This is a genomic window from Ahrensia kielensis DSM 5890 (assembly GCF_000374465.1).
GTDB lineage: Bacteria > Pseudomonadota > Alphaproteobacteria > Rhizobiales > Rhizobiaceae > Ahrensia > Ahrensia kielensis.
In genome coordinates this window covers 593068-618043 of sequence record NZ_KB894528.1, presented here as the reverse complement: position 1 = coordinate 618043, position 24976 = coordinate 593068, and the positions used below count along the sequence as shown (strand labels likewise).

22 protein-coding genes and 1 pseudogene are annotated in these 24976 nt (G+C 49.2%); 5 read left to right on the top strand and 18 right to left on the bottom strand.

Translation table 11 applies throughout. The features are described 5' to 3' along the window. Positions 1-3 precede the first annotated feature (3 nt). From C504_RS19060 to tpiA, 8 genes and pseudogenes are all read right to left on the bottom strand, one after another. Positions 4-138, bottom strand: a complete 135-nt coding sequence (locus C504_RS19060) for an ABC transporter ATP-binding protein C-terminal domain-containing protein (RefSeq protein ID WP_425393370.1) — start codon at positions 136-138, stop codon at positions 4-6. 153 nt (positions 139-291) lie between these two features. Continuing rightward, a pseudogene (locus C504_RS19055) lies at positions 292-663 on the bottom strand (ATP-binding cassette domain-containing protein); the annotation flags it as partial. A gap of 110 nt (positions 664-773) precedes the next feature. Continuing rightward, on the bottom strand, positions 774-1979 hold the full coding sequence (locus tag C504_RS0103035) for a branched-chain amino acid ABC transporter permease (RefSeq protein WP_018687830.1): 1206 nt from the start codon (positions 1977-1979) through the stop codon (positions 774-776). Positions 1980-1983: 4 nt separating this feature from the next. Beyond that, positions 1984-3015 (bottom strand): branched-chain amino acid ABC transporter permease, encoded by a 1032-nt coding sequence (locus C504_RS0103030; protein WP_018687829.1) that lies wholly within the window; start codon positions 3013-3015, stop codon positions 1984-1986. A gap of 113 nt (positions 3016-3128) precedes the next feature. Beyond that, the gene (locus C504_RS0103025; protein WP_018687828.1) at positions 3129-4484 is read right to left on the bottom strand and encodes a substrate-binding protein; all 1356 of its coding nucleotides are present in this window, start codon (positions 4482-4484) and stop codon (positions 3129-3131) included. 185 nt (positions 4485-4669) lie between these two features. Then, positions 4670-6310, bottom strand: a complete 1641-nt coding sequence (locus tag C504_RS0103020) for a CTP synthase (protein WP_018687827.1) — start codon at positions 6308-6310, stop codon at positions 4670-4672. Positions 6311-6415: 105 nt separating this feature from the next. Then, positions 6416-6784 carry a preprotein translocase subunit SecG gene (secG, locus tag C504_RS0103015; protein ID WP_018687826.1) on the bottom strand — a complete coding sequence of 123 codons (369 nt, stop codon included), beginning with the start codon at positions 6782-6784 and terminating at the stop codon, positions 6416-6418. A gap of 93 nt (positions 6785-6877) precedes the next feature. Beyond that, entirely contained in the window at positions 6878-7639 is a 762-nt protein-coding gene (gene tpiA, locus C504_RS0103010; protein ID WP_018687825.1) for a triose-phosphate isomerase, read from the bottom strand. Between the two features lie 157 nt (positions 7640-7796). Here tpiA and C504_RS0103005 point away from each other — a divergent pair, with 157 nt between their 5' ends. The 5 genes from C504_RS0103005 to C504_RS0102985 are packed head-to-tail and all read left to right on the top strand — an operon-like array spanning position 7797 to position 13275. Next, complete coding sequence (locus C504_RS0103005; protein ID WP_018687824.1) at positions 7797-9686, top strand: peptidylprolyl isomerase; 1890 nt, start codon at positions 7797-7799, stop codon at positions 9684-9686. Positions 9687-9726: 40 nt separating this feature from the next. Next, on the top strand, positions 9727-10749 hold the full coding sequence (gene trpD, locus C504_RS0103000; protein ID WP_018687823.1) for an anthranilate phosphoribosyltransferase: 1023 nt from the start codon (positions 9727-9729) through the stop codon (positions 10747-10749). Beyond that, positions 10746-11558: an indole-3-glycerol phosphate synthase TrpC gene (trpC, locus tag C504_RS0102995; RefSeq protein ID WP_156815834.1), complete on the top strand. Its 813-nt coding sequence runs from the start codon at positions 10746-10748 to the stop codon at positions 11556-11558. Before trpD ends, trpC begins: the two co-directional genes overlap by 4 nt. Beyond that, complete coding sequence (gene moaC, locus C504_RS0102990) at positions 11558-12043, top strand: cyclic pyranopterin monophosphate synthase MoaC (protein WP_018687821.1); 486 nt, start codon at positions 11558-11560, stop codon at positions 12041-12043. The genes trpC and moaC overlap by 1 nt, the downstream gene beginning before the upstream one ends. Beyond that, positions 12043-13275 carry a molybdopterin molybdotransferase MoeA gene (locus tag C504_RS0102985; protein WP_018687820.1) on the top strand — a complete coding sequence of 411 codons (1233 nt, stop codon included), beginning with the start codon at positions 12043-12045 and terminating at the stop codon, positions 13273-13275. Before moaC ends, C504_RS0102985 begins: the two co-directional genes overlap by 1 nt. On the opposite strand, the gene C504_RS0102980 is transcribed toward C504_RS0102985, so the two are convergent. The 10 genes from C504_RS0102980 to iolG form a co-directional block, all read right to left on the bottom strand. Further along, complete coding sequence (locus tag C504_RS0102980) at positions 13272-14054, bottom strand: TIM barrel protein (protein ID WP_018687819.1); 783 nt, start codon at positions 14052-14054, stop codon at positions 13272-13274. The two genes, C504_RS0102985 and C504_RS0102980, sit on opposite strands and share 4 nt — an antisense overlap. A gap of 31 nt (positions 14055-14085) precedes the next feature. Next, positions 14086-14883: a 5-deoxy-glucuronate isomerase gene (iolB, locus tag C504_RS0102975; RefSeq protein ID WP_018687818.1), complete on the bottom strand. Its 798-nt coding sequence runs from the start codon at positions 14881-14883 to the stop codon at positions 14086-14088. Positions 14884-14905: 22 nt separating this feature from the next. Next, the gene (gene iolE, locus C504_RS0102970; RefSeq protein WP_018687817.1) at positions 14906-15811 is read right to left on the bottom strand and encodes a myo-inosose-2 dehydratase; all 906 of its coding nucleotides are present in this window, start codon (positions 15809-15811) and stop codon (positions 14906-14908) included. A gap of 25 nt (positions 15812-15836) precedes the next feature. Continuing rightward, a complete protein-coding gene (iolD, locus tag C504_RS0102965; RefSeq protein WP_018687816.1) occupies positions 15837-17693 on the bottom strand; it encodes a 3D-(3,5/4)-trihydroxycyclohexane-1,2-dione acylhydrolase (decyclizing) in 1857 nt (618 codons plus the stop codon). Between the two features lie 9 nt (positions 17694-17702). Beyond that, the gene (locus C504_RS0102960) at positions 17703-19646 is read right to left on the bottom strand and encodes a bifunctional 5-dehydro-2-deoxygluconokinase/5-dehydro-2-deoxyphosphogluconate aldolase (protein ID WP_018687815.1); all 1944 of its coding nucleotides are present in this window, start codon (positions 19644-19646) and stop codon (positions 17703-17705) included. Beyond that, positions 19631-20761, bottom strand: coding sequence for a Gfo/Idh/MocA family protein (locus C504_RS0102955; RefSeq protein WP_018687814.1), 1131 nt, complete (start codon positions 20759-20761; stop codon positions 19631-19633). Before C504_RS0102955 ends, C504_RS0102960 begins: the two co-directional genes overlap by 16 nt. Positions 20762-20845: 84 nt before the next feature. After that, entirely contained in the window at positions 20846-21625 is a 780-nt protein-coding gene (locus C504_RS0102950) for an ATP-binding cassette domain-containing protein (RefSeq protein WP_018687813.1), read from the bottom strand. Position 21626: 1 nt separating this feature from the next. Next, positions 21627-22733, bottom strand: coding sequence for an ABC transporter permease (locus tag C504_RS0102945; RefSeq protein WP_018687812.1), 1107 nt, complete (start codon positions 22731-22733; stop codon positions 21627-21629). Between the two features lie 58 nt (positions 22734-22791). Then, complete coding sequence (locus tag C504_RS0102940) at positions 22792-23715, bottom strand: sugar ABC transporter substrate-binding protein (RefSeq protein ID WP_018687811.1); 924 nt, start codon at positions 23713-23715, stop codon at positions 22792-22794. A gap of 119 nt (positions 23716-23834) precedes the next feature. After that, positions 23835-24827, bottom strand: a complete 993-nt coding sequence (gene iolG / locus C504_RS0102935; RefSeq protein ID WP_018687810.1) for an inositol 2-dehydrogenase — start codon at positions 24825-24827, stop codon at positions 23835-23837. Positions 24828-24976 lie beyond the last annotated feature (149 nt).

Here is a 24976-nt window from a genome sequence, read left to right as displayed (position 1 = left end):
GCTTTAAGCCGCTGTCTCACCCAGATAAGCTTCTTTTACTTTCGGATGGCCTTTGATTTTTTCAGGCGTATCCTCAACCAGTGGCCTGCCCTGCGCGAGTACGGTAATGCGCTGTGCAAGCGAGAAAACCACGTGCATATCGTGTTCGATAATTACCATAGTTATGTCGCGGCTGGCTTTGATTTCTTTTAAAAGCTCGATTGTGTTGTTTGTATCGGCGCGTGCCATGCCGGCCGTTGGCTCATCCAGCAGCAAGAGTTTTGGCTCTTGCACAAGACACATCGCCATTTCCAACCGGCGTTTATCACCGCGCGACAATGCACCCGACAAGACATCTTTCTTATCCAGCATATTCACATCATCGAGCATTTTTTCAGCCGTTGACATGACGTCTGTTTCATTGCCGACGGTGCCAATTGCATTCATTCGAAACGAACCATCACGTTTTGCAAAACACGGAATAAGTACGTTTTCCAACACGCTTAGGTCACTGAAAATTTCCGGTGTTTGAAAGACACGGCTAATGCCCAACTGGTTGATTTGGTGCGGTTTTAAGCCGAGTACTGGTTGACCATCAAACGTGACCGAACCTGTATCTGGCTCTAATTTTCCAATCAGGCAGTTAAGCAGTGTCGATTTACCGGCCCCGTTTGGACCGATAATCGCGTGAACCGTATTTTCCTGAATGTCCAGATTAACATCGCCCAGCGCTTGAAGACCGCCGAAGCGCTTATTGACGTTTTTAACTTCGAGAATACCCACGTTAAATCCCCCTATTCGGCTGGTGTTGCTGGAGCGGACAGGCCGCCATTGGTGTCTTTGGGCTTGCGCTTGAACATTGCGCCAATGCGTTGCCCACCTTCAACAAGACCGCCAGGCAAGAAGATCACGACCATCATGAACATAAGACCTAGAGTGAGATGCCAGCCCTTACCAATGAATGGGTGAACGATCGTAATGAGGAAATCCTCAAGACCATCTGGCAAAGCTGAGAACCATTGATGCAAGATATTGTCATTAATCTTGGAAAAGATGTTTTCAAAATATTTGATAAAGCCTGCGCCAAGCACTGGACCAATCAATGTGCCCGCGCCGCCAAGAATAGTCATCAAGACCACCTCGCCTGATGCGGTCCATTGCATGCGTTCAGCACCTGCAAGTGGATCCATTGCCGATAGAAGCCCGCCAGCCAATCCGGCATACATGCCCGAGATGATAAAAGCTGCAAGCGTGTAAGGCTTTGTGTTCAATCCGGTATAAATCATGCGTTGCTGGTTTGACTTCACCGCCCGCAACATCAAGCCGAATGGAGAGCGGAAGATGCGAATAGACAGGTAAAATGCTAAAATCATGATGATCGCGCACATGTAATAGCCAACGTTGAACTGGAAATCCCAGCCGCCAACAGTCAGTGTTTCTGTTGCGCGCATTGGCAAACCGAACAAATGCGGTGCATTTGGCGCGCTGGCTGATTGCAACCATTGCGGATCACTGGCGTAAACTTGCAAACCGGTTTCACCATTAGTCAAGTTAAAGGCCGGATTTGAAAGAACCGAATAGGCAATCGCGAATGACATTTGTGCAAAGGCAAGTGTCAAAATCGAGAAGTAAATGCCTGAGCGCCTAAGACTGATAAAGCCAATCGCTACAGAGAATATGCCAGCCATTACCACTGAGAGCAAAATTCCGGGCACAACATTGTAGCTGAGCAGTTTGAACATCCACACACAGCTATATGAGCCAATGCCTAAGAACGCAGCGTGACCGAAGGATAAATATCCGGTTAGGCCAAACAGGATGTTGAAGCCAACCGCGAAGATGCCAAAAATGACAAATCGCTGCATTAAGTCTGGGTATCCGGCATTGAACTGCGCCAAGGCGCTGTCCGTCGGAAACGGATTTAAGATAAATGGTGCGAATAATGCCAGCACCATGACTATGAGAAGGAGGTTTAGATCCTTTTTATGTAGCCCCATCATGAGCCTATTCCTCCATAACGCCTTTGCGCCCCATGAGACCGCGCGGACGGGTCAAAAGCACAATAATAGCAACGAGATAAATGATAATTTGGTTGATTCCCGGCAGCATATTTGATGCCCAAGTTGTGGACGCAAAACTCTCCAGAATGCCAAGCAGGAAGCCTGCAAGAACGGCGCCTGGTAGTGACCCCATGCCGCCAACCACAACAACAACAAAACTAAGAACCAGAAAGTCCATACCCATATGGTAATTGGGCGAATTGATTGGCGTATACATGACGCCGGCTAGACCTGCGACAGCGGCGGCAATACCAAACATAATGGTGAAGCGCTTATCGATGTTGATGCCTAAAAGGCCGACAGTTTCACGGTCTGCCATGCCTGCGCGCACAACCATTCCAAATGTTGTAAATTGCAAGAAGCAGAATACGGATGTGATGAGTACGCCAGCAAAGGCGAAGTAGATTAGACGCCAATATGGATAGATGATCGAGCTGCTTTGCATGCCAATCAAAGCGCCAAAATCTAGCGAGCCTTTGAATGCATCAGGTGCAGGCATTGGAATTGGGTTTGCACCAAAGAAATATTTCACGATTTCTTGTAGGACAATTGCGAGGCCAAATGTTACCAGAATCTGGTCGGCATGCGGCCGCTTATAAAAGTGCTTAATCAGGCCGCGCTCTATCGTAACGCCTATTAAAACCATGATCGGGATGGCGAATAATATTGATAAGGGAACAGACCAATCAATGATCCAGGCGCCAACCTCAGGACCAAACCAATCGCTCACATAAGGCATTTTCACCTTAAGCGGATTGCCTAGAAAATCAGTTTTTGTCTCATCGACAACAACATAGCTGACCTGAAACAGTCTTGATATAGTTACAGCGCAGAATGAGCCGAGCATGAAAAGCGCACCGTGAGCGAAGTTTACAACGCCAAGTGTGCCAAAGATCAAAGTCAAGCCAAGCGCAATAAGTGCATAGGCGCTGCCTTTGTCTAACCCGTTTAATATTTGAATAATGAGGGCGTCCATTGAGAGACCTGTCAAAGTGCTTGTTCAAAAGGGAAAATACAGTTCATCAATGGGCCGCGCGGAAATATCCACGCGGACCAAAATGTAGAACTCATGGCCTAAGCCATTAAGTCTTATGCGCCTGGGTTACATTTACCCATGTCGCGTCCAGCGAAATCAGGGTGATCCAGTGCATACTCAACTTGAGCACGTGGTGTGATCTCCACAACTTCGAGCAAGTCGAACTCTGATGTTGGGTTTTCTTTACCCTTCACGACGAGAACGTCTTTAAAGCACTGGTGGTCGCCAGCACGGTAAAGTGTTGCGCCATTGCCCATGCCGTCAAACTCAAAGTCTTCCAAAGCTTCAGCAATGCCGCACGGGTTGAATGTGCCTGCACGTTCAGCAGCATCAGCATAAAGAATTGCTTGAACATAACATGTGTGTGCAGCCTGTGATGGCGGGTAGCCAAACTTTTCGCCAAAGGATTTAACGAATGCTTTTGAGCCTTCGTCTGTCAAAGACCAATGCCAGTTGGTTGAACCGAAAATGCCTTTAGCAGCTTCACCAGCACCGCGCGCCATAAGGCGAGAATAAAGCGGTACGATGATTGTGAAGTCTTTGCCGTTAACCTGCTTGTCACGAAGGCCGAACTGAACAGCCTGTGTGAGCGAGTTCACCATATCACCGCCGTAGTGGTTCAAGATGAGCGTATCGGCACCAGAGTTTAGAACGGGCGCGATATAGGATGAGAAATCGCCAGCACCAACGGGTGTTTTAACGGTCTCAACCGTTTCCCAACCAAGAGCCTCAGTATAGGTTTTCATCGAGCTTTCTTGTGAATAGCCCCATGTGTAGTCAGCTGTAAGGTGATACGCTTTACGGTCTTTACCGTAAGCTTTCTCTAAGATTGGGCCTAGCGCCGCACCAGACATTTCAGTGTTGAAGAAATGGCGGAAACCGTTGGCTTTGCCGTCTTTACCAGTTGTGTCGTTTGAGTGTGTCAAACCAGCCATAAAGATAATGCCGGCTTCCTGACAAAGACCTTGAACGCCAATCGCAACACCTGAAGATGATCCACCAGTGATCATAACAGCCTTATCTTTTTCAATAAGTGAACGTGCGGATGAACGGGCTGCATCTGTGTTGGTTTGTGTGTCGCCTGTTACATATTGTACTTTTTTGCCGAGAATACCGTTACCTTTGAGGGCTTTTGATGAGAATGTGTTCATCATGCCGCCGTCGCCAACACCGTTTAGATGCTCGACAGCCAACTCATAAGCACGAAGTTCGTCTAAGCCTTCGTCTGCATAGGCACCTGTTTGAGGTACGTTAAAACCGAAAGTAACGGTGCCGCCAGTTGGTGCATTTGTGTAACCTGCCTGCGTTTGTGCAAAAGCAGGTGAAATAATCGTAGGCATTGCCAAACCAGCGCCTGTAGCAGCCGCTGCCTTGATCAATCCACGACGTGTAAATTGAAAATTGGACATATAGTTCCTCCCTATGTTCCGCCATAACCCCTCCCGAGTTACAGCAGGCTAGATTCGTAGCCTTGGATGGAAGAAACCGCATTTCTAAAATAAAATCTATGCGACTTACGTTGTGGTTAGTCGCATTTTAATCACAAAATTGCCGAATTGCGCCCGATCAGAGAACTGACAAGGCGCAAAATCAGTTAAACGAGCCTGCTTTGTTTCAACGCAGCTTCAATGAAACTGGAGAATAGTGGATGTGGCTCAAATGGGCGTGACTTTAATTCAGGGTGATACTGAACGCCGATAAACCAAGGATGCACGTCTGCTGGATATTCGATGGTTTCCGGTAGTAAGCCATCAGGTGACATGCCAGAGAAGATAAGGCCCGCCTCTTCCAGCTGCTCTTTAAAGTCCAGATTGACTTCATAGCGGTGGCGATGGCGTTCGCTCACATCATTTTTGCCATATATTTCAGCAATATGGCTGCCCTCTTTCAAAGGATGAGGATAGGCACCAAGGCGCATTGTGCCGCCAAGATCGCCAGCTTCTTCACGCTTTTCAAGGCGGTTGCCCTTGAGCCATTCCGTCATAATGCCGACGACATTTGTACCATTTTCATTGGTGTCAAATTCGCTGGAGCGTGCATCTTTAATGCCTGCCAAATTACGCGCAGCTTCAAGAACGGCCATCTGCATGCCGTAACAAATGCCGAAATATGGCACTTTATGCTCGCGTGCGAATTGCGCTGCTTTGATTTTGCCTTCTGCACCCCGTTCGCCAAAGCCGCCTGGTACGAGAATACCATGCACATTTTCGAGATGCGGTGACGGATCTTCTGATTCGAAGACTTCTGATTCGATCCATTCGAGTTTTACACGGGCGCGATTCGCGATGCCACCATGCGTCAACGCTTCCATCAGCGATTTATAAGCGTCTTTCAGGCCTGTATATTTGCCCACAATAGCAATTGTGACTTCCGCATCAGGGTTATGGATACGGTCAGAAATATCGTTCCAAACATCCATGCGCGGCTGCGGCGCAGGTTCAATGCCAAATGCAGACAGAACTTCTTGGTCAAGCCCCTCTTCATGATAGGCTTTTGGCACATCATAGATGGATTTCACATCAAGCGCCTGAATAACGGCTGATTCGCGCACATTACAGAACAAAGACAATTTACGACGTTCAGACTGCGGAATTTCGCGGTCTGCGCGCACAAGCAAAATATCCGGTGCGATACCAATTGAGCGCAGTTCTTTAACAGAGTGCTGCGTTGGCTTTGTTTTGAGTTCGCCCGCGGCCTGAATCCACGGCATAAGCGTTAGGTGCACATAGACAGCATTGCCACGTGGCAAATCATTGCCCAGCTGGCGAATGGCTTCCATGAATGGCATCGCCTCAATATCACCGGCAGTGCCGCCAACTTCGCACAACACAAAATCATAGTCATCATTGCCTGCCAGCACGAAGTCTTTGATTTCATTGGTAACGTGCGGAATGACCTGTACCGTTGCACCAAGATAGTCGCCGCGGCGCTCTTTGGTGATGATATCTTGGTAGATTCGGCCCGTGGTGATGTTGTCTTTCTGATTGGCCGAGCGGCCTGTAAAGCGCTCATAATGACCAAGATCAAGATCGGTTTCAGCCCCGTCATCGGTGACAAAAACCTCACCATGCTGATAGGGCGACATCGTGCCCGGATCGACGTTGAGGTATGGGTCCAGCTTTTTAAGCCGAACGGAATAACCCCGCGCCTGTAAGAGTGCGCCTAAAGCTGCAGCTGCAATACCTTTTCCAAGGGAAGAAACCACGCCACCAGTAATAAAAACATATCGTGCCATGGGAGTTAACGCTTAAAATGGTTTGTGTTGTTTGGCAAAGAAAAAATCAATTCTCAAAAAAAATGCCGGTGGAAAACCGGCATTTAAAAAAGTGTTTCGTAAAAATTATTCCGTTGGTACGGAGGAGCCGCCTTCAGGAGCTGTCTCTGCGCCGCCAAGTTGATCAAGAATACCGCCCTCTGTCGGGACACCACTTTGTGATTCAATTGGCGAATTACCAATACGGTCCAAAATGTCTGTTGGGTTTGTGCCGTAACGGCCAACCACGCCCAATGCTACAGACGTAAAGAAAAACGCTGCGCCAAGAATTGCAGTTGTACGTGTTAGTGTATCAGCTGCGCCGCGTGCGCTCATCATGCCACCGCCACCGCCGCCGCCAATGCCTAGACCGCCGCCTTCAGAACGCTGAAGGAGTACAACGATCACCAGCGCGATAACGACGATCAGGTGAATGACTATAAGGACGTTTTCCATAAACTTATTCCGTTAGATTTCCGGCGCGTCCATACATGCTATATCCAAGCATGCCAAGGCGTAGCGGTAAGATTTATCGCAAATTGCGCTGACTTAACTGTTTGGTACTGCCTCACAGATGGCTAGAAAATCATCAGATTTCAAGCTCGCACCGCCAATTAGACCGCCATTGACGTTCTTTGTACGCAGAATTTCGGCTGCATTGGAAGGTTTTAGTGAGCCGCCATACAAAATGCGCATGTTTTCGCCTTCAACGCCGTAACGTTCTGACAATTTTTGTCTTATGTGCGCATGCATGTCTTCAATGTCATGGTTTGACGGCACCAAGCCTGTTCCAATGGCCCATACTGGTTCATAAGCAATAATTGTGTTTTGGCTGTTCGCATCTTTAGACATTGAGCCTTCTAGCTGTGTGCTGACGATTTCCATCGCCCGACCCTCTTCGCGCTCTTGGCGTGTTTCTCCCACACAAATAATCGCGCTTATGCCTGTTTCATAGGCCGCCAAAGACTTCTTAAGCACATCCGTATTTGTTTCATCATGGTCAGCACGGCGTTCAGAATGGCCCAATATAACATGGCTTGCTCCTGCATCTTTGAGCATGTCGGCCGAAATATCGCCGGTATGTGCGCCGGATTGTTCAAAGTGACAATCTTGTCCACCGAGTAAAAGCGATGTGCCGTTGCATAGCCGCGTTCCGCGCTCAAGCATCGTTGCTGGCAAGCAAATCAAACCATCAAGCTTGTCTGTATGGTTGCTTACACCTTCTGCAATTGTGCGTAATGCGGTTAGTCCGCTGGTGACGCCGTTCATTTTCCAATTGCCTGCAATGAGTGGTTTTGGAGTAGTAGCCATCTTTATTTTTATCCAATTATGGGCATTATTTTGCCTGTTTACTGCAATTTATTGATAGCTAGCGTGTTTGTGATCAGCTTTAAAGCCCGAACCTCCTTGCTTCTGGCGCAAAGCATTCATAAAAGCATTGAACCAAATCAATTCGCTAGAGGTTTAAATGTTAAGTACGCTGCGTGATGCGTCCAAGGGCTGGGTTGCTAAAATATTATTGTTGTTGCTGGTGCTCAGCTTTGCCGTTTGGGGCATAGCCGATCAACTGAATGGCAATATTGGCGGCACGACCGTTATTGAGGCTGGAAATACCAAAGTAACGGCGACCGAGTATCGTCTTGCATATGACCGACAAATTTCGGTTCTTTCGCAACGCCTAGGGCAGCGCATCTCAAATGAGCAAGCGCGCCTGTTCGGAATAGACGGGCAAGTGCTTGGCCGTTTGGTCGGCGGTGCTGTTTTAGATGAGCAAGCCCGTGTGATGAAGCTTGGCCTCTCCGAGGACCGGCTTGCCAGTTTGATTGCCGAAGATGAGGCCTTTCAAGGTTTGAGCGGCCAGTTTGACCGCGGACAGTTTCGTGCTGTGCTCAACAATGTTGGCATGCGTGAACAAGATTACATTGTCAGCCGCCAGCAAGCTGCAATACGTCAGCAAGTCGCTGAAGCCGTTTCAGATGGCATGACAGCGCCGAAAACATTCCTTGATGCATTGTTTCAATTTCAGGGCCAGACGCGTGATGTGCAATATATTTCCATTGATGAGCAAAGCTTGGCTGAAATCGAAATGGCCGATGATGAAGCTTTGAAAGTGTTCTTTGAAGAAAATAAAGCCGATTACCGCGCACCAGAATACCGTACATTCAAAGTTGTAACACTCACGGCGCAAACGCTTGCTAATCCAGATGATATTGCAATGGATGATGTGCGTGCTGAATATGACAAGAATCAAGATCTCTATTCGACACCTGAAACACGCACTATTCAACAGCTCGTTTTTGATAATAAAGAAGCTGCTAATGTTGCGCGTGAGCGTATTCTAGCTGGTGAAACATTTGAGGCAGCTGTTGAAGCTGCTGGTCGCAGCGTGTCTGACGTAACGCTCGGCACGTTTTCTAAAGCTGATGCGCCAAGCACAGAAATTGGTGAGGCTGCATTCGAATTGGCATCAACAACCGATATTAGTCCGGTTATTGATGGCTTGTTTGGCCCAATCCTTATTCGCGTGTCGGAAATCATAAAAGAAGACGTTAAGCCCTTCGCTGCTGTCAGCGATGAAATTCGCCGTGATATGGCGCTCGTTGAAGCGCAGGATATTTTGCTAAATGTTCATGATGGCTATGAAGATGCGCGTGCTGGCGGCGATTCGCTGGATGAAGCAGCTTCAAAACAAAAGCTTGAGGTGAAAACCTTTGAATTGGTCGATCGCCAAGGTTTGGACAATAATGGACAATCAGTCGATATAGGCGATGAAAAATCAGCCATTATCCAAGCGGTTTTCGAAGCTGAAGAAAACACTGAAAATCAGCCGCTTAATGCGGGGCGTGATGGCTTTATTTGGTACGAAGTTACCAAGGTTGAAGAATCCCGTGATCGTGATTTTGACGAAGTTAAAGACCGTGTGCAAGCCGATTGGCTGATTGCGGAAAAATCCAAGCAATTAAGCGCAGAGGCAGAACGTCTTGCATCTGCAATCCGCGACGGCGGTGATATGAACGCGCTTGCAGCGGAGAAGTCATACCCTGTTGAAAGCAAATTTGGCGTTGCGCGCAATGCTGATGATGCCGATTTTGGTAATGCGGGTGTGGGCGAGATTTTCGCCGTCGGTCCGCAAGGTGTTGCCGTTGCCGAAGCTGCGACAGGTAACCGCCGTTTGGTTTTCAAAATACAGGCGATCAATACTCCGCTTGGAAATGGTGAAACGCTCTCTGATCAAGAAACAGCAGCTGTAAATAGTGCTGTTGGCAATGATCTTCTCGACCAGCTTGTTGGTCGTTTGCAGAATGAATTTCCTGTTTCCATCAATCAATCAGCAATTCAAGCTGCGCTCCTTCAATGATCGGGCGCAGACTTAGAACAGATATTTAATTGAGAAGAATATGAGCGGCCTAAAACCTATCATCGCAAAAGTGGCAGACGGCGCTTCTTTAAGTGTTGAAGAGGCCCGTGAAGCGTTCGGTATAATGATGTCTGGCGATGCTACGCCGTCGCAGATTGCAGGCTTTCTTATGGCTTTGCGCGTTCGCGGCGAAACCGTTGAGGAAATCAATGGTGCGGTTTCCACAATGCGTTCTAAAATGCTGAAAGTGGATGCGCCTGAAGGTGCTGTCGATATTGTGGGTACAGGCGGCGATAATTCTGGCAGTTATAATATCTCCACCTGCGCGGCGATTATTGCAGCGGGTGCAGGCGTTAAAATAGCCAAGCACGGCAATCGATCCCTCTCCTCAAAGTCTGGCACTGCGGACGCGCTTTCTCATCTCGGTGTTAATATTGATGCGGACGCCAAAACCATTGGCCGCTCAATTGCTGAAGCAGGTCTGGGATTTATGTTTGCACCAATGCACCATGCAGCTATGCGCCATGTTGGTCCAAGCCGTGTTGAGCTTGGAACCCGTACAATTTTCAATTTACTTGGCCCGCTTTCAAATCCGGCAGGTGTGACCCGTCAACTGGTCGGCGTGTTTGATCCTAAATGGCTTGTACCCATTGCCAATGCGCTTAAGCAATTAGGCTCAAAACATGTTTGGGTGGTTTATGGTGACGGTCTTGATGAATTGACCACGGCGGGCACAACACAAGTTGTGGAGCTTAAAGACGGTCAAATCACTGAGTTTGAGATCACCCCAGAAGATGTTGGACTTACGCGTGTGACGATCGATGATCTGAAGGGCGGCGAACCAGCTTATAATGCAGCAGCGTTGATGGATGTTCTTAAAGGCGCGAAAAATGCCTACCGCGATATTGCGTGTTTGAATGCTGGGGCTGGTTTGGTAGTTGCTGGTCTTGCATCTGATTTGAAGGACGGCATTGCTCAATCACAAAAGGCGCTCGATAGCGGCGCTGCTTTGAACGTTCTAAACAATGTGATCGCTGTTTCCAATGGAAAGGCAATGAGCTGATGGTTGATATTCTAAGCAAGATCGAAGCCTATAAGCTTGAAGAGATCGCCGCAGCAAAGGCTGTGCTGCCTCTTGGCGAGCTCAAGGCACAAATTGACGATGTCGAAGCACCGCGCGGTTTTTTAAACGCATTATATGCCAAACGTGATGCAGGAAATTATGGCCTAATCGCAGAAATTAAAAAGGCCAGCCCATCGAAGGGCTTGATTCGCGAAGATTTTGACCCGCCTGCTCTTGCAAAAGCCTATGAACAAGGCGGCGCTGCCTGTCTTTCTGTTTTAACAGACAAGCCTTCATTCCAAGGTGCGCCTGAATTTTTGACCAATGCACGTGCTGCGGTCAGTATTCCGGCGCTGCGCAAAGACTTTATGCATGATATTTATCAGGTTTATGAGGCTCGAAATTGGGGCGCTGATGCTATTTTGATCATTATGGCAAGTGTCAGCGATGATCTGGCAAAATCGCTTGAGGATACAGCATTCGCGCTTGGCATGGATGCGCTGATTGAAGTGCATGATGAGGCCGAGATGGAACGGGCGTTAAAGCTTGATTCGAAACTTCTTGGCATTAACAACCGCAATTTACGAACCTTTGAAGTGTCTTTAGAGGTAAGCGAAACGCTTTCAAAAATGGTGCCGGATGATCGTTTGCTTGTTGGCGAAAGCGGCATCTTCACACCTGATGACTGTGCGCGGCTGAAAACATCAGGCATCACAAGTTTTCTTGTTGGTGAAAGCCTGATGCGGCAGGAAAATGTGACCGAAGCCACACGCACATTACTCACACAAACACGCGAAACTGCTGCGTAATGGCTGGCGATAAGCTCACCCATCTAACCGGTGACGGCTCGGCCCATATGGTGGATGTGGCGGACAAAAATGTAACGCGCCGAGAAGCTGTTGCCAGTGGCCATGTGATGATGAGCGCTGACACGCTCGCGGCCATTTTAGCGGGTGACGCAAAAAAAGGCGATGTGATCGGCACAGCACGTATTGCCGGTATCATGGCGGCAAAAAAGACGCATGAGCTGATCCCGCTCTGCCATCCGCTTATGTTGTCCAAAATCAATATCGATATAGATCAAGGTACTGATTTTACAGGTCTATCGGTAACAGCAACTGTCAGCCTATCTGGTAAAACAGGCGTTGAAATGGAAGCGCTAACGGCTGTTTCTGTTGCCTGTCTTACGATTTACGACATGGCTAAAGCGCTCGAAAAAGACATGGAAATTGGCTCCATTAAGCTGATTTCTAAAACAGGTGGCAAGTCCGGCACTTGGACACGCGGGGCGTAATGGCGGCTACTCGCAAACCGCTTTTACCTGTTGATGAAGCGCTTGCACGGCTTTTGCATGGCGCTGAGCCTCTTGGCATTGAGACCATTGCCCTTGAAGACGCCCATAACCGCACTCTTGCCACCGACTTGTTTGCCAAACGAACACAGCCGCCCTTTGCTGCTTCTGCCATGGATGGTTATGCCGTTCGTGCGCTTGATGCTGCCCATGTAGGTGCAACGCTCAAAGTGATTGGCGACGTTGCTGCCGGCTATATGTTTGACGGTGTGGTTGGCGCTGGCGAATGCGTGCGCATTTTCACAGGTGCACCGCTACCTGATGGCACGGATGCCATTCTTATTCAGGAAGATGCAGAGCCTGCTGGTGATAACCACATCACAGTGACCGAAACTGTTACTAGCGGCACTTATGTGCGCCCTGCTGGACTGGATTTTTCAGACGGCGATATTTTGCTTTCTCAAGGGCGCGTTCTTGATGCGGGAGCGCTATGCTTGGCTGCTTCTGGAAACCATGCATCCCTGCCCGTCTATAAAAAACCGCGCATCGGTATTTTAGCGACAGGTGATGAATTGCTTGCGCCCGGTTCGACTTTAAAGCCCGGACAAATCATTGCCTCTAACGCTTATGGTGTTGGTGCAATCGCGACTGAATATTATGCAGAAGTCATCGATCTTGGCATAGCGCGCGATGACGAAAAGTCGCTTAAAAATGCTTTGCAGAGCGCCATTGATTCGCAATGTGATGTGCTAATCACACTTGGCGGTGCTTCTGTCGGCGAGCATGATTTGGTGCGCTCGGTTTTCATATCAGCTGGCATGGAACTTGATTTCTGGAAGATTGCCATGCAGCCCGGAAAGCCGCTGATGTTTGGCAAACTTGGCAATATGCGTATTCTCGGCCTGCCAGGAAATCCGGTTTCTAGCCTCGTTTGCACACATTTGTTTGGTGTACCGCTGATCTGCGCACTGGGTGGACGCAGCTATAATCAAGTTCGCCAGAAGGCAACACTGACAGGTCCGATTAAAGCCAATGGCAACCGTGAGCAATATGCCCGCGCGATGATCAAGCGCACAGATTCAGGGTTTGAAGCGTCCGTTTTTGAAAATCAGGATTCTTCGATCATCTCTTTTTACGCCAATGCCAATGGTCTTGTTGTGCGCCCCATTGATGCGCCTGCAGCGATTGCAGGCGATGACGTTGAGTTCATTGCGCTCACACCGATTGGCCGTTAAGCCAGCGTGAAAGCGTCAACAAATGCGTCCACGGCAGCATCGCTATCACCTGCAGCGTAGGCTTCCATGCTTACCGGTCCATTATATCCGATTTTGTTTAGTTTTTGCGCAACGACCTTGTAGTTGATCTCGCCTGTGCCAGGTTCGCATCGTCCCGGATTATCGGCGACTTGAACTTCTCCAATCCACGGCAAGCATTTTTCACACCAACGGATAAGATCACCCTCGCCGATTTGCGTGTGATAAAGGTCAAGATTGATGCGCAATTGAGGACGGTCAATGGATGACACAAGCGCAAGAACATCTTTGGTGGAGCCAAAAGGACAACCGGGGTGATCGAGTAAATTCAGGTTTTCAAGCGTAAACATCACATCTTCATCATTGGCTAAATCACAAATGCGGTTGAGTGTATCGCGGGCTTTGAGCCACATTGCACCATCCGTCACATCGTTTTGCCAAATTGGAATGCCGCCGTCACCGAGCGCGGTGCCATGTAAATTAAGACGGTCGACACCAAGGCGCTTGCCCACTTGAACTGTTTCACGAACCGATTTTAGCAGCAGATCAGCCCCCTCATCGTCAGCCAACCGTCCTTCAAGATAGCCATTCATGATGGTGTAGTTGGCACCGACAGATTCAAGCTTTTCCAAACAATGATTGTTGTAGTTCCACAGCCCGACCCCAAGCCCCCGTTCGTTCAAACGAGCGGCACGCCATTCAATGGGTTTGTCAGTCCAAATCATTTCGGCGCAAACAGCGAGTTCGAAAGGCTGGGTCATTCTGGCTTCTTTCTATTTGGGTTGCAGCCCATTATTTCATCAAATGTTCCAAATTGGGTGCGGCAACAAAGCGCCATGCGCGGCGCGGCCCAGCCATGACGTTGAGATAATACATCTCAAATCCGTGCGGTGCGCCGCAAGGGTGATGGCCGCGCGGAACACATACGACATCATGATCATGCACAGCCATGGTCTCATTGAGGCTTAGATCATCGGTATAGACACGCTGAATGCCAAAACCATCAGCAGGGTTCAGGCGGTGATAATAGGTCTCTTCAAGATAGGTGATGCGCGGAAAGTCATCCTCATCATGGCGATGGCTTGGGTAGGATGACCAATTGCCAGCAGGCGTGAACACTTCTGTCACCAGAAGGCTATCGCAATAGTCTTCGTTTTCCATCGCAATATTATTGATGTGGCGGGCGTTTGAGCCTTCGCCGCGCTGTGTCAATGTGATGCCATCAGGGCCAATGCGGCGTGCCTCATGCCCTGATTTTCCCGGTGCCTTACACACGGCAATGGTCGCATCGGTTGTGGTTTCAAGCGTCCAGTCACTGTCGTTTGGAACGTAAAGACAATGCGGCGGTGTCTTTTCAAACACATTCATCCGCTCACCCAATTCACCCCAGTTTTTTCCAGCTGCGTGAATTTTTGCTTTGCCTTCTACCATGACGAGGATGATCTCATCTTGCCCTGTAACATCTGCAACTGTCTCACCTGCCCGCAGGCGGTAAAGATCGAACCCCACATAACGCCAGCCCGCGCTTTGGGGTGTTATCTGGTGCACTTTTCCATGGGCGCCAAAAGGATGTTTGAGAAGATCAGGCATGATAGAAATTCCTTACTTTGGCTTAGATAAGTTGCGTTTCACGTGCGAGACGTTTCAGTGTCGCCAGACCGAGGGTCTGATATAAGAGTGGATTACGCAATGCTGGGTCTTGTTCTGCTTCAATCACGATCCAGCCATCATAATTATGCTCTTTTAGTATTTGCAAAAGCGGTCCAAATTCCACGGCCCCTTCTTGATCGCCCGGCACTGTGAATACACCGCCGCGCACACCTTCCATAAATGACCAGCCGTCACGCTCGACGACTTCGCGCACAGATGGACGCACATTCTTGGCATGGAAATGGCGCACACGACTTGCGTGTTTTTTGAGCACTTCGACGGGATCTCCGCCGCCAAAATAACAATGACCTGCGTCAAACAACAGCTTTGTCGCTCCGCCAGCTGCCGCCGTTGCGGCCATAAATGCATCAATGTCTTCTGGGCTTTGCACCACGGTTCCCATGTGGTGATGGTAAACCAAATCAATGCCCTGATCTGCACAATAGGCCGCGATCTGTTCCACGCGGTTAGCAAAATCTGTCATCCCAGCATCATCTAAAACTGGGCGCTCAGACAAAGGTTTAACCTCGCCTTGGATCGTATTGGAAGTCTCGCATGCGATACAGACTTTGCAGCCATTATATTTGAGCTTGTCGAGGTGTGGCTGAATAGCCAGCTTTTCGTCCTCAATCGAATTGGTAAGCACATTGAGTGAATGCCAACCTGTAATGAATTGCAATCCATAGCTATTTAGCAGCTCTTTGAGGGCTTTTGGATCATCCTGCGGCCAACGGTGGCCATTCTCGATTCCATCAAAGAAAATTTGACGACCCGCCTCCTCTAAGATTTGCGTCGTTGGAACATGCGCGCCAAGGCTATGGTCATCATCGTTCGCCCATGCAATAGGGTTCGTGCCAAATTGAATCATGGCTCTTGTCTCCGGAAATTGTGTGTTAATTGACGCGGCTCTGACGAGCAATTTGGTCAAGATATAAAAGGTAGCGCTCACGCTGTTCTTGGCGTTCAGAAACTTCAGGCACTGCGACATCCCAGAAGAAGCCGTGCGGACCTGCGGTTGTTTCTAGCCCCGTTCCGGGAAAGTCTTTTGCCGTGGTGTCGATGACAATAACAGTGGGAATATTACGACCACGGGCCGCTTTAACTTCCGCCTCCAACATGTCGGTGCCAGATACTTTAACCGCATGCGCGCCCATGCTTGCTGCATGTGCCACATAATCAATGTTGGGCTGTGTTTCGATGTTGCAATCGACATACATATTGTTGAACGGCTCACCGCTACAGCCCTGTGTCTGCAAACGGTTGATACAGCCATAGCCTGCATTGTCTGTCAGCACGACCGTGAACCGAATACCCCGCATAACGGCCGTTGCCAGTTCCGAGTTCGCCATCATGTAGGAACCGTCGCCGATAAAACAGATCACCTCGCGATCAGGTGTTGCGAGTTTGATGCCCATAGCGCCGGCAATCTCATAGCCCATGCATGAAAAACCGTATTCCATATGATAACCGCCTTGAGCGGGTTGCCATAGGAGTTTGAGCGCGCCGGGCATTGTGCCGGCCGCACACATTGCAACGGTTTTGTCATTAGATGCGCGTTGTACTGCGCCAATGACTTGGCCGTCTGTCGGTTTGGCTGCCTGATCTTCGGGGCGTGCGCAATATACGTCTACAGCACGTAGCCAGTCTGCACGCGCATCCAAATTGGGTGCTTGTGCCTTGTAATCAGGAATAGCTTGCGAGAGTTTTTCAAGCGCGATTTTGGCATCTGCAACAAGGCTTTCTGAGGCGTGTTTAGCTGCATCATAACCATGAATATTAATCGACACGAGCGTTGCACTCTCATTAAAGAGTGTGCGTGATCCCGTTGTGAAATCTTGCAAGCGTGTGCCAACACCAATCACAAGATCGGCCTCTTTCAAAGCTGCATTGGCAGCAGCAGAACCGTCTACGCCGCTTGCACCAAAATTCATTGGATGGCTTTGTGCGAGAGCAGATTTACCTGCCTGCGTTTCAGTCACTGGAATGTTATGCTTGACCGCAAATGCTGCAAGCGTCTCTTCTGCTTGAGCATAAATCACACCGCCACCGGCAATGATTACGGGGTTTTTGGCCAATTTGATGAGATTTGCCACATGGGACAGCTCCTCTGCATCAGGTTCAGGACGACGAATGCGCCATGATTTTTGATCAAAGAAAGCTTCAGGGTAATCATAAGCTTCTGTTTGAACGTCTTGGCAAAAGCTTAGCGTAACCGGTCCGCAATTAGCCGGATCGGTCAACACACGCATCGCACGTGGCAACGCCGTTAAGAGATGCTCAGGCCGTGTAATACGATCAAAATAGCGCGAAACTGGGCGCAAGCAATCATTGGCTGTAACCGTTCCATCATCAAAATCTTCGATTTGTTGCAACACAGGGTCGGGCCTGCGGTTGGCAAAGACATCGCTTGCCACGATTAGCACAGGAAGACGATTAACATGCGCAAGCGCTGCGGTTGTGACAAGGTTTGTTGAACCTGGTCCAATAGAAGATGTTAGAGCCATTGCGCGCGTGCGTTTTTTAGCCTTGGCATAGGCAATAGCCGCATGGCCCATTGTTTGCTCGTTTTGACCGCGCCACGTTGGAAAAACATCGTGATAGGCATGCAGCGCCTCGCCGATACCTGCAACATTGCCGTGACCAAATATGGCCCACATACCGTCAATATAGCGCTCACCCTCGGATGTCATTTGGACAGAGAGCCATTTGATCATCGCTTGGGCAGCTGTTAGCCGAATGGTTTTACTCATGTTATCTCCTTAACCAGCCATGTTCAGGCGGGCGTTTGATCGGGCAGTGTCCCACACTTTACACAATTGGCTATATCGAGCGCTCATTTGTTGGATAGCCGCTGCATCATCAATCTGGCCCATCATCCAAGCGCGTGCTGCATCACCAAAAATCGTGCGTCCAACCGCGAACCCTTTGACCAATGGATAGCTGGAAGCGATCTCAAAGCTCTTTGCAAGCTCGGCTTCCGGGGCATCCAAGCCCAGAACCACAATTCCGCGAGTATGCATATCGTACTCTTCGATGGCAGCCACGGCGGCAGACCAGCCTTCCGCGTCTGCCATCGGTTCCAGCTTCCACCAGTCAGGATAAACACCTGCTTGGTAGAACTGCCGGATCAAGGTTGCGGTCGTGTCGGGAGTAACAGGCCCAACCTTTGATGGAATGACTTCCAGTAAGAATTCAAGATTATTGCGGCGTCCTGCATCAAACAGGCGTTTCACAGTTTGTTCTTGGCTTGCGCGTGTTTGTGCATCATCATCAGGATGGCAAAAGCACAGACATTTGATCACGTTTTCACGTGGCCATTCGTTCAAACCGCCAAAATCAGAGCCAAGCTCAGGCTCCAACGTCAATGGCCGTGATGCTGGCCATTCCGTAGGGCGTCCAATCCAAAGGCCGGAACCAGAAGCAGCATGCAGCGCTGATTTTCCAATCCGGCTGTCACACAAAATGCCGTAGCCAGTTTCGCCGTTTTGCACGTCCAATGCAGCTTTTAAGCACAGTTCTTTAAAGGCGCCCGCTTTATCAATGGAATAGCCTTCCATTTCTTCAAGCTGCAGGCGGTGATCAAAGGCAAAAACCCGCATGGATGACCAATCGCCAGAATTACGTGTATGGCGCGTGGTAGACCAATGGATTTGTTCCAACACAGGATCGTTACGCAGATCCTTTTGCACAACGCCGCGCTCAAGGAAGAGATTAAGCTCTTCCACGCTTGGATAGGCAGGTGTGCAGCCATGACGCGATACCGCAAAGGCACCGCAGGCATTGGCGTATTTGAGCGCTGTTGGCCAATTTACGTCGTCAAGACTGCCTGATTCCATCCAGCCTTTGAGCAAGCCTGAGAAAAAACCATCGCCTGCACCGAGCACATTGAATACCTCAATGGGAAAGCCCTCACCTATCTGCCCATCATCAAGGCTGGCAGGGATTGCGCCTTCAAAAGCCGATGCTCCAAGAGCGCCGCGTTTACACACCAGCGTGGCGGGAGATTTCGTGCGCACTGTGCGCAGCGCCTCAAGCGTATCGCTCGACCCGCCAGCAATATGAAACTCTTCTTCTGTGCCCACAATGAGATCAAAATAATGTAGCGTCGCCAAAAGCTTGTCCGTAACAGCTTGGCTTTCGACAAAGCGATTTTCGCCGTCGCCATGCCCTGCAACACCCCAAAGGTTTGGTCGGTAATCAATATCGAGCGCTGTGCGTAAGCCATGTTCACGTGCTATCTTTAGCGCTTTGATCACAGCTGCGGCCGTGCGTGGGTTGGATAAATGCGTTCCGGTTACCACCAGCGCACGCGCGCGTTTGATAAATGCCTCATCAATATCATCTTCGCACAGCGCCATATCGGCACAATTTTCACGGTAGAAAATCAGCGGAAATTGTTCCTCGTCGCGAATGCCCAAAATCACCAAAGCCGTCAGGCGTTCAGGATCGGTCACAACGCCGTCCGTACACACATTTTCACGCGCGAGTTGCTCTAATATGAAGCGTCCCATGTGCTCATCGCCGACGCGGCTAATCAGGGCTGTTTTCAAACCTAGCCGCGATGTGCCGCATGCAATATTGGTTGGTGATCCGCCGATATATTTCTCAAAGGAACCCATATCCTCCAAGCGTCCACCAATCTGCGCGCCATATAAATCAACGCTTGAACGGCCAATTGTAATTACATCTATATCTTTTGCCATGGTCTATCCAGAATAACAGGGCATCCTTGCGACGCCGACATTGCGTGAATGATCCGCTCAATTTCCAGCCCTTGCTTGAAATTCGGACCTACATTGTGATCGCCTGCTATTGCTGCAAGCAGATCGCGCGCTTCGACGATCTTTTGTTCGTTAAATCCAAAATTATGCCCTGGTGCAGGGCAAAAGTTTGCAAATTCAGGCTGTTCGGGACCGCTGAGGTGGCGTGTAAAACCCGCATCACCCGATTTGTGGACCCACAATTCGTTCATATTTTCTTGGTCAAATATGATTGTCCCATCGGACCCATGTATTTCCCATTGCAGGCGACATTTACGGCCTCTTGCTATACGCGATGTCGCAAATGATCCTTGCGCACCGGAAACAAACTTCAACATAGCCATTGCGCTATCTTCATTCTCAACGGCTCTTGGACCATCAGGTGAACTGCGCTGAGGAATCGCGATATGTGACTGCGCTGTTAACTCGGCAACTGGCCCCATTAAAGCAACCATTTGGCTTACAAGATGGCAGCCCAAATCACCGAGCGCGCCAAGGCCGCCGCCTTCATGCGTCATACGCCAAGACCACGGCAGATCAGGGTCAGCAGAATAATCTTCATCATACACGCCGCGAAAGGTGTGCAGAGCGCCGATTTCACCTTTTTCAATCATACTGCAAGCCGCTTTGAAGGATGGGCTGCGTAGGTAGTTGTATCCCAACATGGTGATTTGCTCTGGATATTGCGCTGCCGTATCCATCATCGCTTCCGCATCTTCGAGCGTTAGTGCCATTGGCTTTTCGAGCCAGACATGTTTGCCAGCTTTAAGTGCTGCTTCTGCCATAGGGCGGTGAAACCCGTTCGGCGTCGTAATAGATACGATATCTACATCTGGGTCAGCAAGCGCACCCTTCCAGTCTGTTGTGGCGCGTTCAAAACCGAATTGTTCAGCATGGTTGTTAGCTTCCGCCTTATTAACATCGCACAAAACCACAAGCCGTGGACGTGCGCCGCCAAAGACTGTCGACACATTGTTCCATGCCATAGCATGGCATTTTCCCATGAAGCCTGTACCGATCAGCGCAACACCGAGGGATGTTTTTGGCAAGTTTGACATGTACATTTCCAATGGCCAAGCGGCCCAATAGATGAAAAATATAGGTAGCAACCCAACAAGACGCTGGGTTGCTATGCGTGTTATTTAAATAGTGCCGCCCAAAGAGCCTTCTAGCTTTGCTAGTTCTTGGCCACCTGCCATCAGGTCTTGCAACTCAGCGGACGTAATCTCATCTTTCTTGGCCGTACCAAGAGTTTGCCCACGGTTGAGAACAGTGAAACGGTCCCCAACAGCCATGGCATGACGCACATTGTGCGAAATGAAGACCACGCCAATGCCTTGTCCACGAACGCGGTCAATCGTTGAGAGCACATTCGACGTTTGGCGCACGCCAAGTGCAGATGTTGGCTCGTCTAAGATCAGGACTTTCGCTCCGAAATATACGGCACGCGCAATCGCTACCGTTTGACGTTCACCGCCCGAAAGTGTGCCAACGGCTTGATCTGGTGCACGCAAATTAATGCCCATTTTGCGCATCTCTTCCATGCAGATCTCATTGGCCGCATCAACATCGAACCGTTTTAAAAGACCTCTCCCCTTGGTTGGTTCACGCCCCATAAAGAAGTTTCGGGTCACACTCATTAGCGGGATCATTGCCAAATCTTGAAACACCGTAGCGATGCCAGCTTCCATTGCATCGCGCGGCGAACTGAATGAAAGTGGCTTGCCTTCAAATGTTATCGTTCCTTCGGTCGGCTTATGAACGCCCGACATGGTTTTGATGAAGGTTGATTTGCCTGCGCCATTGTCGCCTAAAAGACAGTGGCATTCGCCAGAACTTACATCAAAGGTTACGCCATTGAGTGCAATGACATTGCCAAAATGCTTCTTGATGCCTTCCATATGAATGATCGTATTGGTCATATTAGTGCTCCCCTGTCACGCGTTTGCGGATAACGTTGTTGAACACCACGGCGAGTAAAAGCATGCCGCCTAAGAACACTTGAAACCAGTCTTGGTCGAAATTGGTATAAGTTAGACCAATCGTTACCATGCCGAAAATGATCGCTCCGAAGAAGGCACCAATGGCCGAGCCATATCCACCTGTGAGCAAGCAGCCACCAATAACTGCGGTAATGATTGCTTCAAATTCTTTCATGAAACCACGGCGGGCATCTGTAGAACCTGCATCAATCACTGTGATAATCGCGACAAGAGCAGCGGCCATAGCGGTCAACATAAAGAGTGAAATTTTTACTTTTTTGACAGGAACACCAGAGTTGGATGCCGCATTGGAATCACCGCCTGTAGCAAATATCCAGTTGCCAACGGGGGTGCGAAGCAACACATAGGTCGCCACTGCTGCAAGAAGGATAAACCAAAGGATTTCAACTGGAATACCAGGAACCTTTGAGGCACCGTTTTTGAAGGTTTCCACCATACCTATGCTTGCAAGATAGCTAAATAGGCTCTCAAATGCATCGCCAGAGAAGATTTCAATTAGAGGGTCGCCTTCAAGAGCGTCGCGCACACCGCGTAATTGTGTTGAACCACCTGAAAAGAGTTTCAAACCAACGAGAGAGACACCGCGAAGAATAAATAAACCAGCAAGGGTAACGATGAATGATGGTAATCCTGTGCGAATAACAATCGTTCCGTTTACAGCCCCAACCGATGCAGCTGCTCCAAGCGTTAGCGGGATAGCCAGGATCAAAGGTAAGCCGAAGTTAACGGTCAGGACGCCAAAGATCATACCTGCAAAAGCAATCATGGAACCGATCGAAAGGTCAAATTCCCCACCGATCATCAACATAGCTGCCGCAATACCCAGAATACCCAGTTGGGCTGCTGGCGTCATGAAATTCATGGTGCCCGATAAGGTAAACATCGTGCTATCAGCGGTCATGTAAAAGAAAATAGTCACGAGAATGACACCGCCCATAGCGCCAAGCTCTGGACGTTTCATGAATTTAGTAACTAAAGACTCCGATTTTACCCGTTCGTCACTTGTGCTTTCAGCATTGCTGGTCATGTGCTCTCCTCCAAAAGTTAAAAATCAGGCCATGCTGATGCATGGCCTGATAACCGGTTTAGCGAATGCCTTGTGCAGACAGTTCGATCACTTGACCGGCTGCATCTTGAGTCACAAGATTTGGACCAGATGGCACATCACCGCCTGGCATCAATCCGTATTCAGCGTTTAACGCCAAGAATGCGACAGGTAGGTAGCCTTGCAAAAATTGCTGTTGGTCGATGGCAAATGCAGCCTTACCTTCAGACACGTGCTTCAAAAAGCCAGCAGACAGGTCAAAAGATGCGATTAAAACATCGTCACGACCCAAAGCTTGGGCGGCCGCTACCGCTGGTTCACCGACCAATGATGCTCCAAGACCAAGAATAGTATCAACATCTGGATCTGAATCGAGTGCAGCGCGAACCTTAGATTCAACTTCTGCTGGATCAGCCTGTGTCGGAATAACATTTACTTCTTGAGCAAAACCATCGGCAAAACCTTCACAGCGCAAATCGAGCGCAACATTACCAACTTCTTGGTTTACACAAATACCTTTTGTGCCACCCATAGAAGCAAGTTTTTCACCTGCTGCTTTACCTGCATCATATTCAGATTGACCAACATGAAGCAAAACACCAAGGCCTTTAGCAACATCGGAACCAGAGTTCATCGAGATAACAGGAATACCAGCCGCTACGGCACGTTCAATTGCAGGCCCGAGCGCATCAGCGTCTGGGATAGATACCACGAGGCCATCGGGTTCTTGGTTTACAGCTGCGTCAATTAACTGACCCATAGCGACCATGTCGAATGTTTCAGGTGAGCGAAATTCAACATTCGCGCCAGTATCTTCGCCAGCTTTTTGAACGCCGTTTTTCACAACTGACCAGAATGGGTCATTTGCTTGACCATGAGCAACGACAATAATGTCGCTCGCCATTGCAGGGGTAGCAACAGCCAAAGTGGCGGCCATAGCAACAGATGATAAAAGTTTTTTCATGTTTATCCTCCCGAGGATTTTTCAGGTGACTAAAATTAATCACCTCTCCGATATCAGGCGTTTCAAATCGCCCGATCATTGATGCGGCTGGCGCGATCTGCGCCTCACGCAAATCTGTGTTAGTAGCTCACCTCAACGGCCGAGCCTGACTTGAAACTTTCTGTTGCAGCTTCGGCCATTGCCAATGCGGCAACACCGTCCTCCAGCGTCACAGGAATGTCCGCGCCATCAAGAACAGCGCAAACAAACGCCTCCCATTCGGCGATATAAGCGGGCATGTATCGTTCTAAGAAAAAATATGTCGGCTTGGCTGAAACAACGCCGGCGGCGGTTGATTTGACCATTGTGTTTTCAAGCATGTTTTGAACTTGAAGCAGCCCTTCAGAGCCTAGAATCTCGACGCGTTGATCATAACCAAAGGCTGCACGGCGGCTGTTTTTAATCACTGCGATACGGCCATCGTGATAGGTCATGGTAACAACGGCTGTATCAACGTCTCCAGCTTTACCAATTTCAGGATCGACAATTGAACTGCCAACGGCACGAATTGTTGTAGGACGTCTGCCCATCAAGAAATTAGCCATATCAAAATCATGAATCATCATGTCGCGAAACAGACCGCCCGATACTTTAATGTACGATACTGGCGGCGGTGCTGGATCAAACGAGGTGACAGACAGTAATTCTGCCTTGCCTATTTCGCCTGCCGCAAAAGCCTTGCGCACAGCTGCAAAATTAGGATCAAAGCGGCGATTAAAGCCAATCATAACCGGCTTGCCGGTGGCAGATACGGCTGAAAGACAGGCCTTTGCACGTTGCAAAGACAGATCGACAGGTTTTTCACACAGAACCGCTTTTCCAGCAGCCGTGGCCGCCTCAATCAGATCGGAATGAGTGTCGGTAGAAGATGCAATAAGGACAGCATCGATGGCAGGGTCGGCCAAAATTGATTCGACAGAGCGCGCTTCACATTGATGATCAGCCGCTAGTTTTTCAGCAGCCTCCTGATTCACATCAGCAACCGCGACTAAAGTTGAACGTGCGTTTCCCGCTATATTGACTGCGTGGACCTGACCAATTCGTCCAGCTCCAAGTAAACCGACCTTAAGCATTCAAACCTCCCATTTTGCAGCTGTTATGCCGTCTTAGGTAAATCTATAAGCATTTTGCACGCGTGTGCAAGATATTTTTGCACACGCGTGCAAATTATTGTGATAGCTTGAATTGGTAGCGTTGCTATAATTATGAAAACACTATGAAA

Excerpts from the sequence above, each read along its gene's own strand:
- secG (WP_018687826.1), bottom strand. The coding sequence starts at position 6,784 with ATGGAAAACGTCCTTATAGTCATTCACCTGATCGTCGTTATCGCGCTG.
- tpiA (WP_018687825.1), bottom strand. The coding sequence starts at position 7,639 with ATGGCTACTACTCCAAAACCACTCATTGCAGGCAATTGGAAAATGAAC.
- C504_RS0102985 (WP_018687820.1), top strand. The coding sequence starts at position 12,043 with ATGGCGGCTACTCGCAAACCGCTTTTACCTGTTGATGAAGCGCTTGCA.
- C504_RS0103020 (WP_018687827.1), bottom strand. The coding sequence starts at position 6,310 with ATGGCACGATATGTTTTTATTACTGGTGGCGTGGTTTCTTCCCTTGGA.
- iolE (WP_018687817.1), bottom strand. The coding sequence starts at position 15,811 with ATGATTCAATTTGGCACGAACCCTATTGCATGGGCGAACGATGATGAC.
- C504_RS0102980 (WP_018687819.1), bottom strand. The coding sequence starts at position 14,054 with ATGACCCAGCCTTTCGAACTCGCTGTTTGCGCCGAAATGATTTGGACT.
- C504_RS19060 (WP_425393370.1), bottom strand. The coding sequence starts at position 138 with ATGCACGTGGTTTTCTCGCTTGCACAGCGCATTACCGTACTCGCGCAG.
- iolD (WP_018687816.1), bottom strand. The coding sequence starts at position 17,693 with ATGAGTAAAACCATTCGGCTAACAGCTGCCCAAGCGATGATCAAATGG.
- C504_RS0103025 (WP_018687828.1), bottom strand. The coding sequence starts at position 4,484 with ATGTCCAATTTTCAATTTACACGTCGTGGATTGATCAAGGCAGCGGCT.
- C504_RS0103005 (WP_018687824.1), top strand. The coding sequence starts at position 7,797 with ATGTTAAGTACGCTGCGTGATGCGTCCAAGGGCTGGGTTGCTAAAATA.
- iolG (WP_018687810.1), bottom strand. The coding sequence starts at position 24,827 with ATGCTTAAGGTCGGTTTACTTGGAGCTGGACGAATTGGTCAGGTCCAC.
- moaC (WP_018687821.1), top strand. The coding sequence starts at position 11,558 with ATGGCTGGCGATAAGCTCACCCATCTAACCGGTGACGGCTCGGCCCAT.
- C504_RS0102950 (WP_018687813.1), bottom strand. The coding sequence starts at position 21,625 with ATGACCAATACGATCATTCATATGGAAGGCATCAAGAAGCATTTTGGC.
- C504_RS0102960 (WP_018687815.1), bottom strand. The coding sequence starts at position 19,646 with ATGGCAAAAGATATAGATGTAATTACAATTGGCCGTTCAAGCGTTGAT.
- C504_RS0103030 (WP_018687829.1), bottom strand. The coding sequence starts at position 3,015 with ATGGACGCCCTCATTATTCAAATATTAAACGGGTTAGACAAAGGCAGC.
- C504_RS0102940 (WP_018687811.1), bottom strand. The coding sequence starts at position 23,715 with ATGAAAAAACTTTTATCATCTGTTGCTATGGCCGCCACTTTGGCTGTT.
- C504_RS0103035 (WP_018687830.1), bottom strand. The coding sequence starts at position 1,979 with ATGATGGGGCTACATAAAAAGGATCTAAACCTCCTTCTCATAGTCATG.
- trpD (WP_018687823.1), top strand. The coding sequence starts at position 9,727 with ATGAGCGGCCTAAAACCTATCATCGCAAAAGTGGCAGACGGCGCTTCT.
- C504_RS0102955 (WP_018687814.1), bottom strand. The coding sequence starts at position 20,761 with ATGTCAAACTTGCCAAAAACATCCCTCGGTGTTGCGCTGATCGGTACA.
- C504_RS0102945 (WP_018687812.1), bottom strand. The coding sequence starts at position 22,733 with ATGACCAGCAATGCTGAAAGCACAAGTGACGAACGGGTAAAATCGGAG.
- iolB (WP_018687818.1), bottom strand. The coding sequence starts at position 14,883 with ATGCCTGATCTTCTCAAACATCCTTTTGGCGCCCATGGAAAAGTGCAC.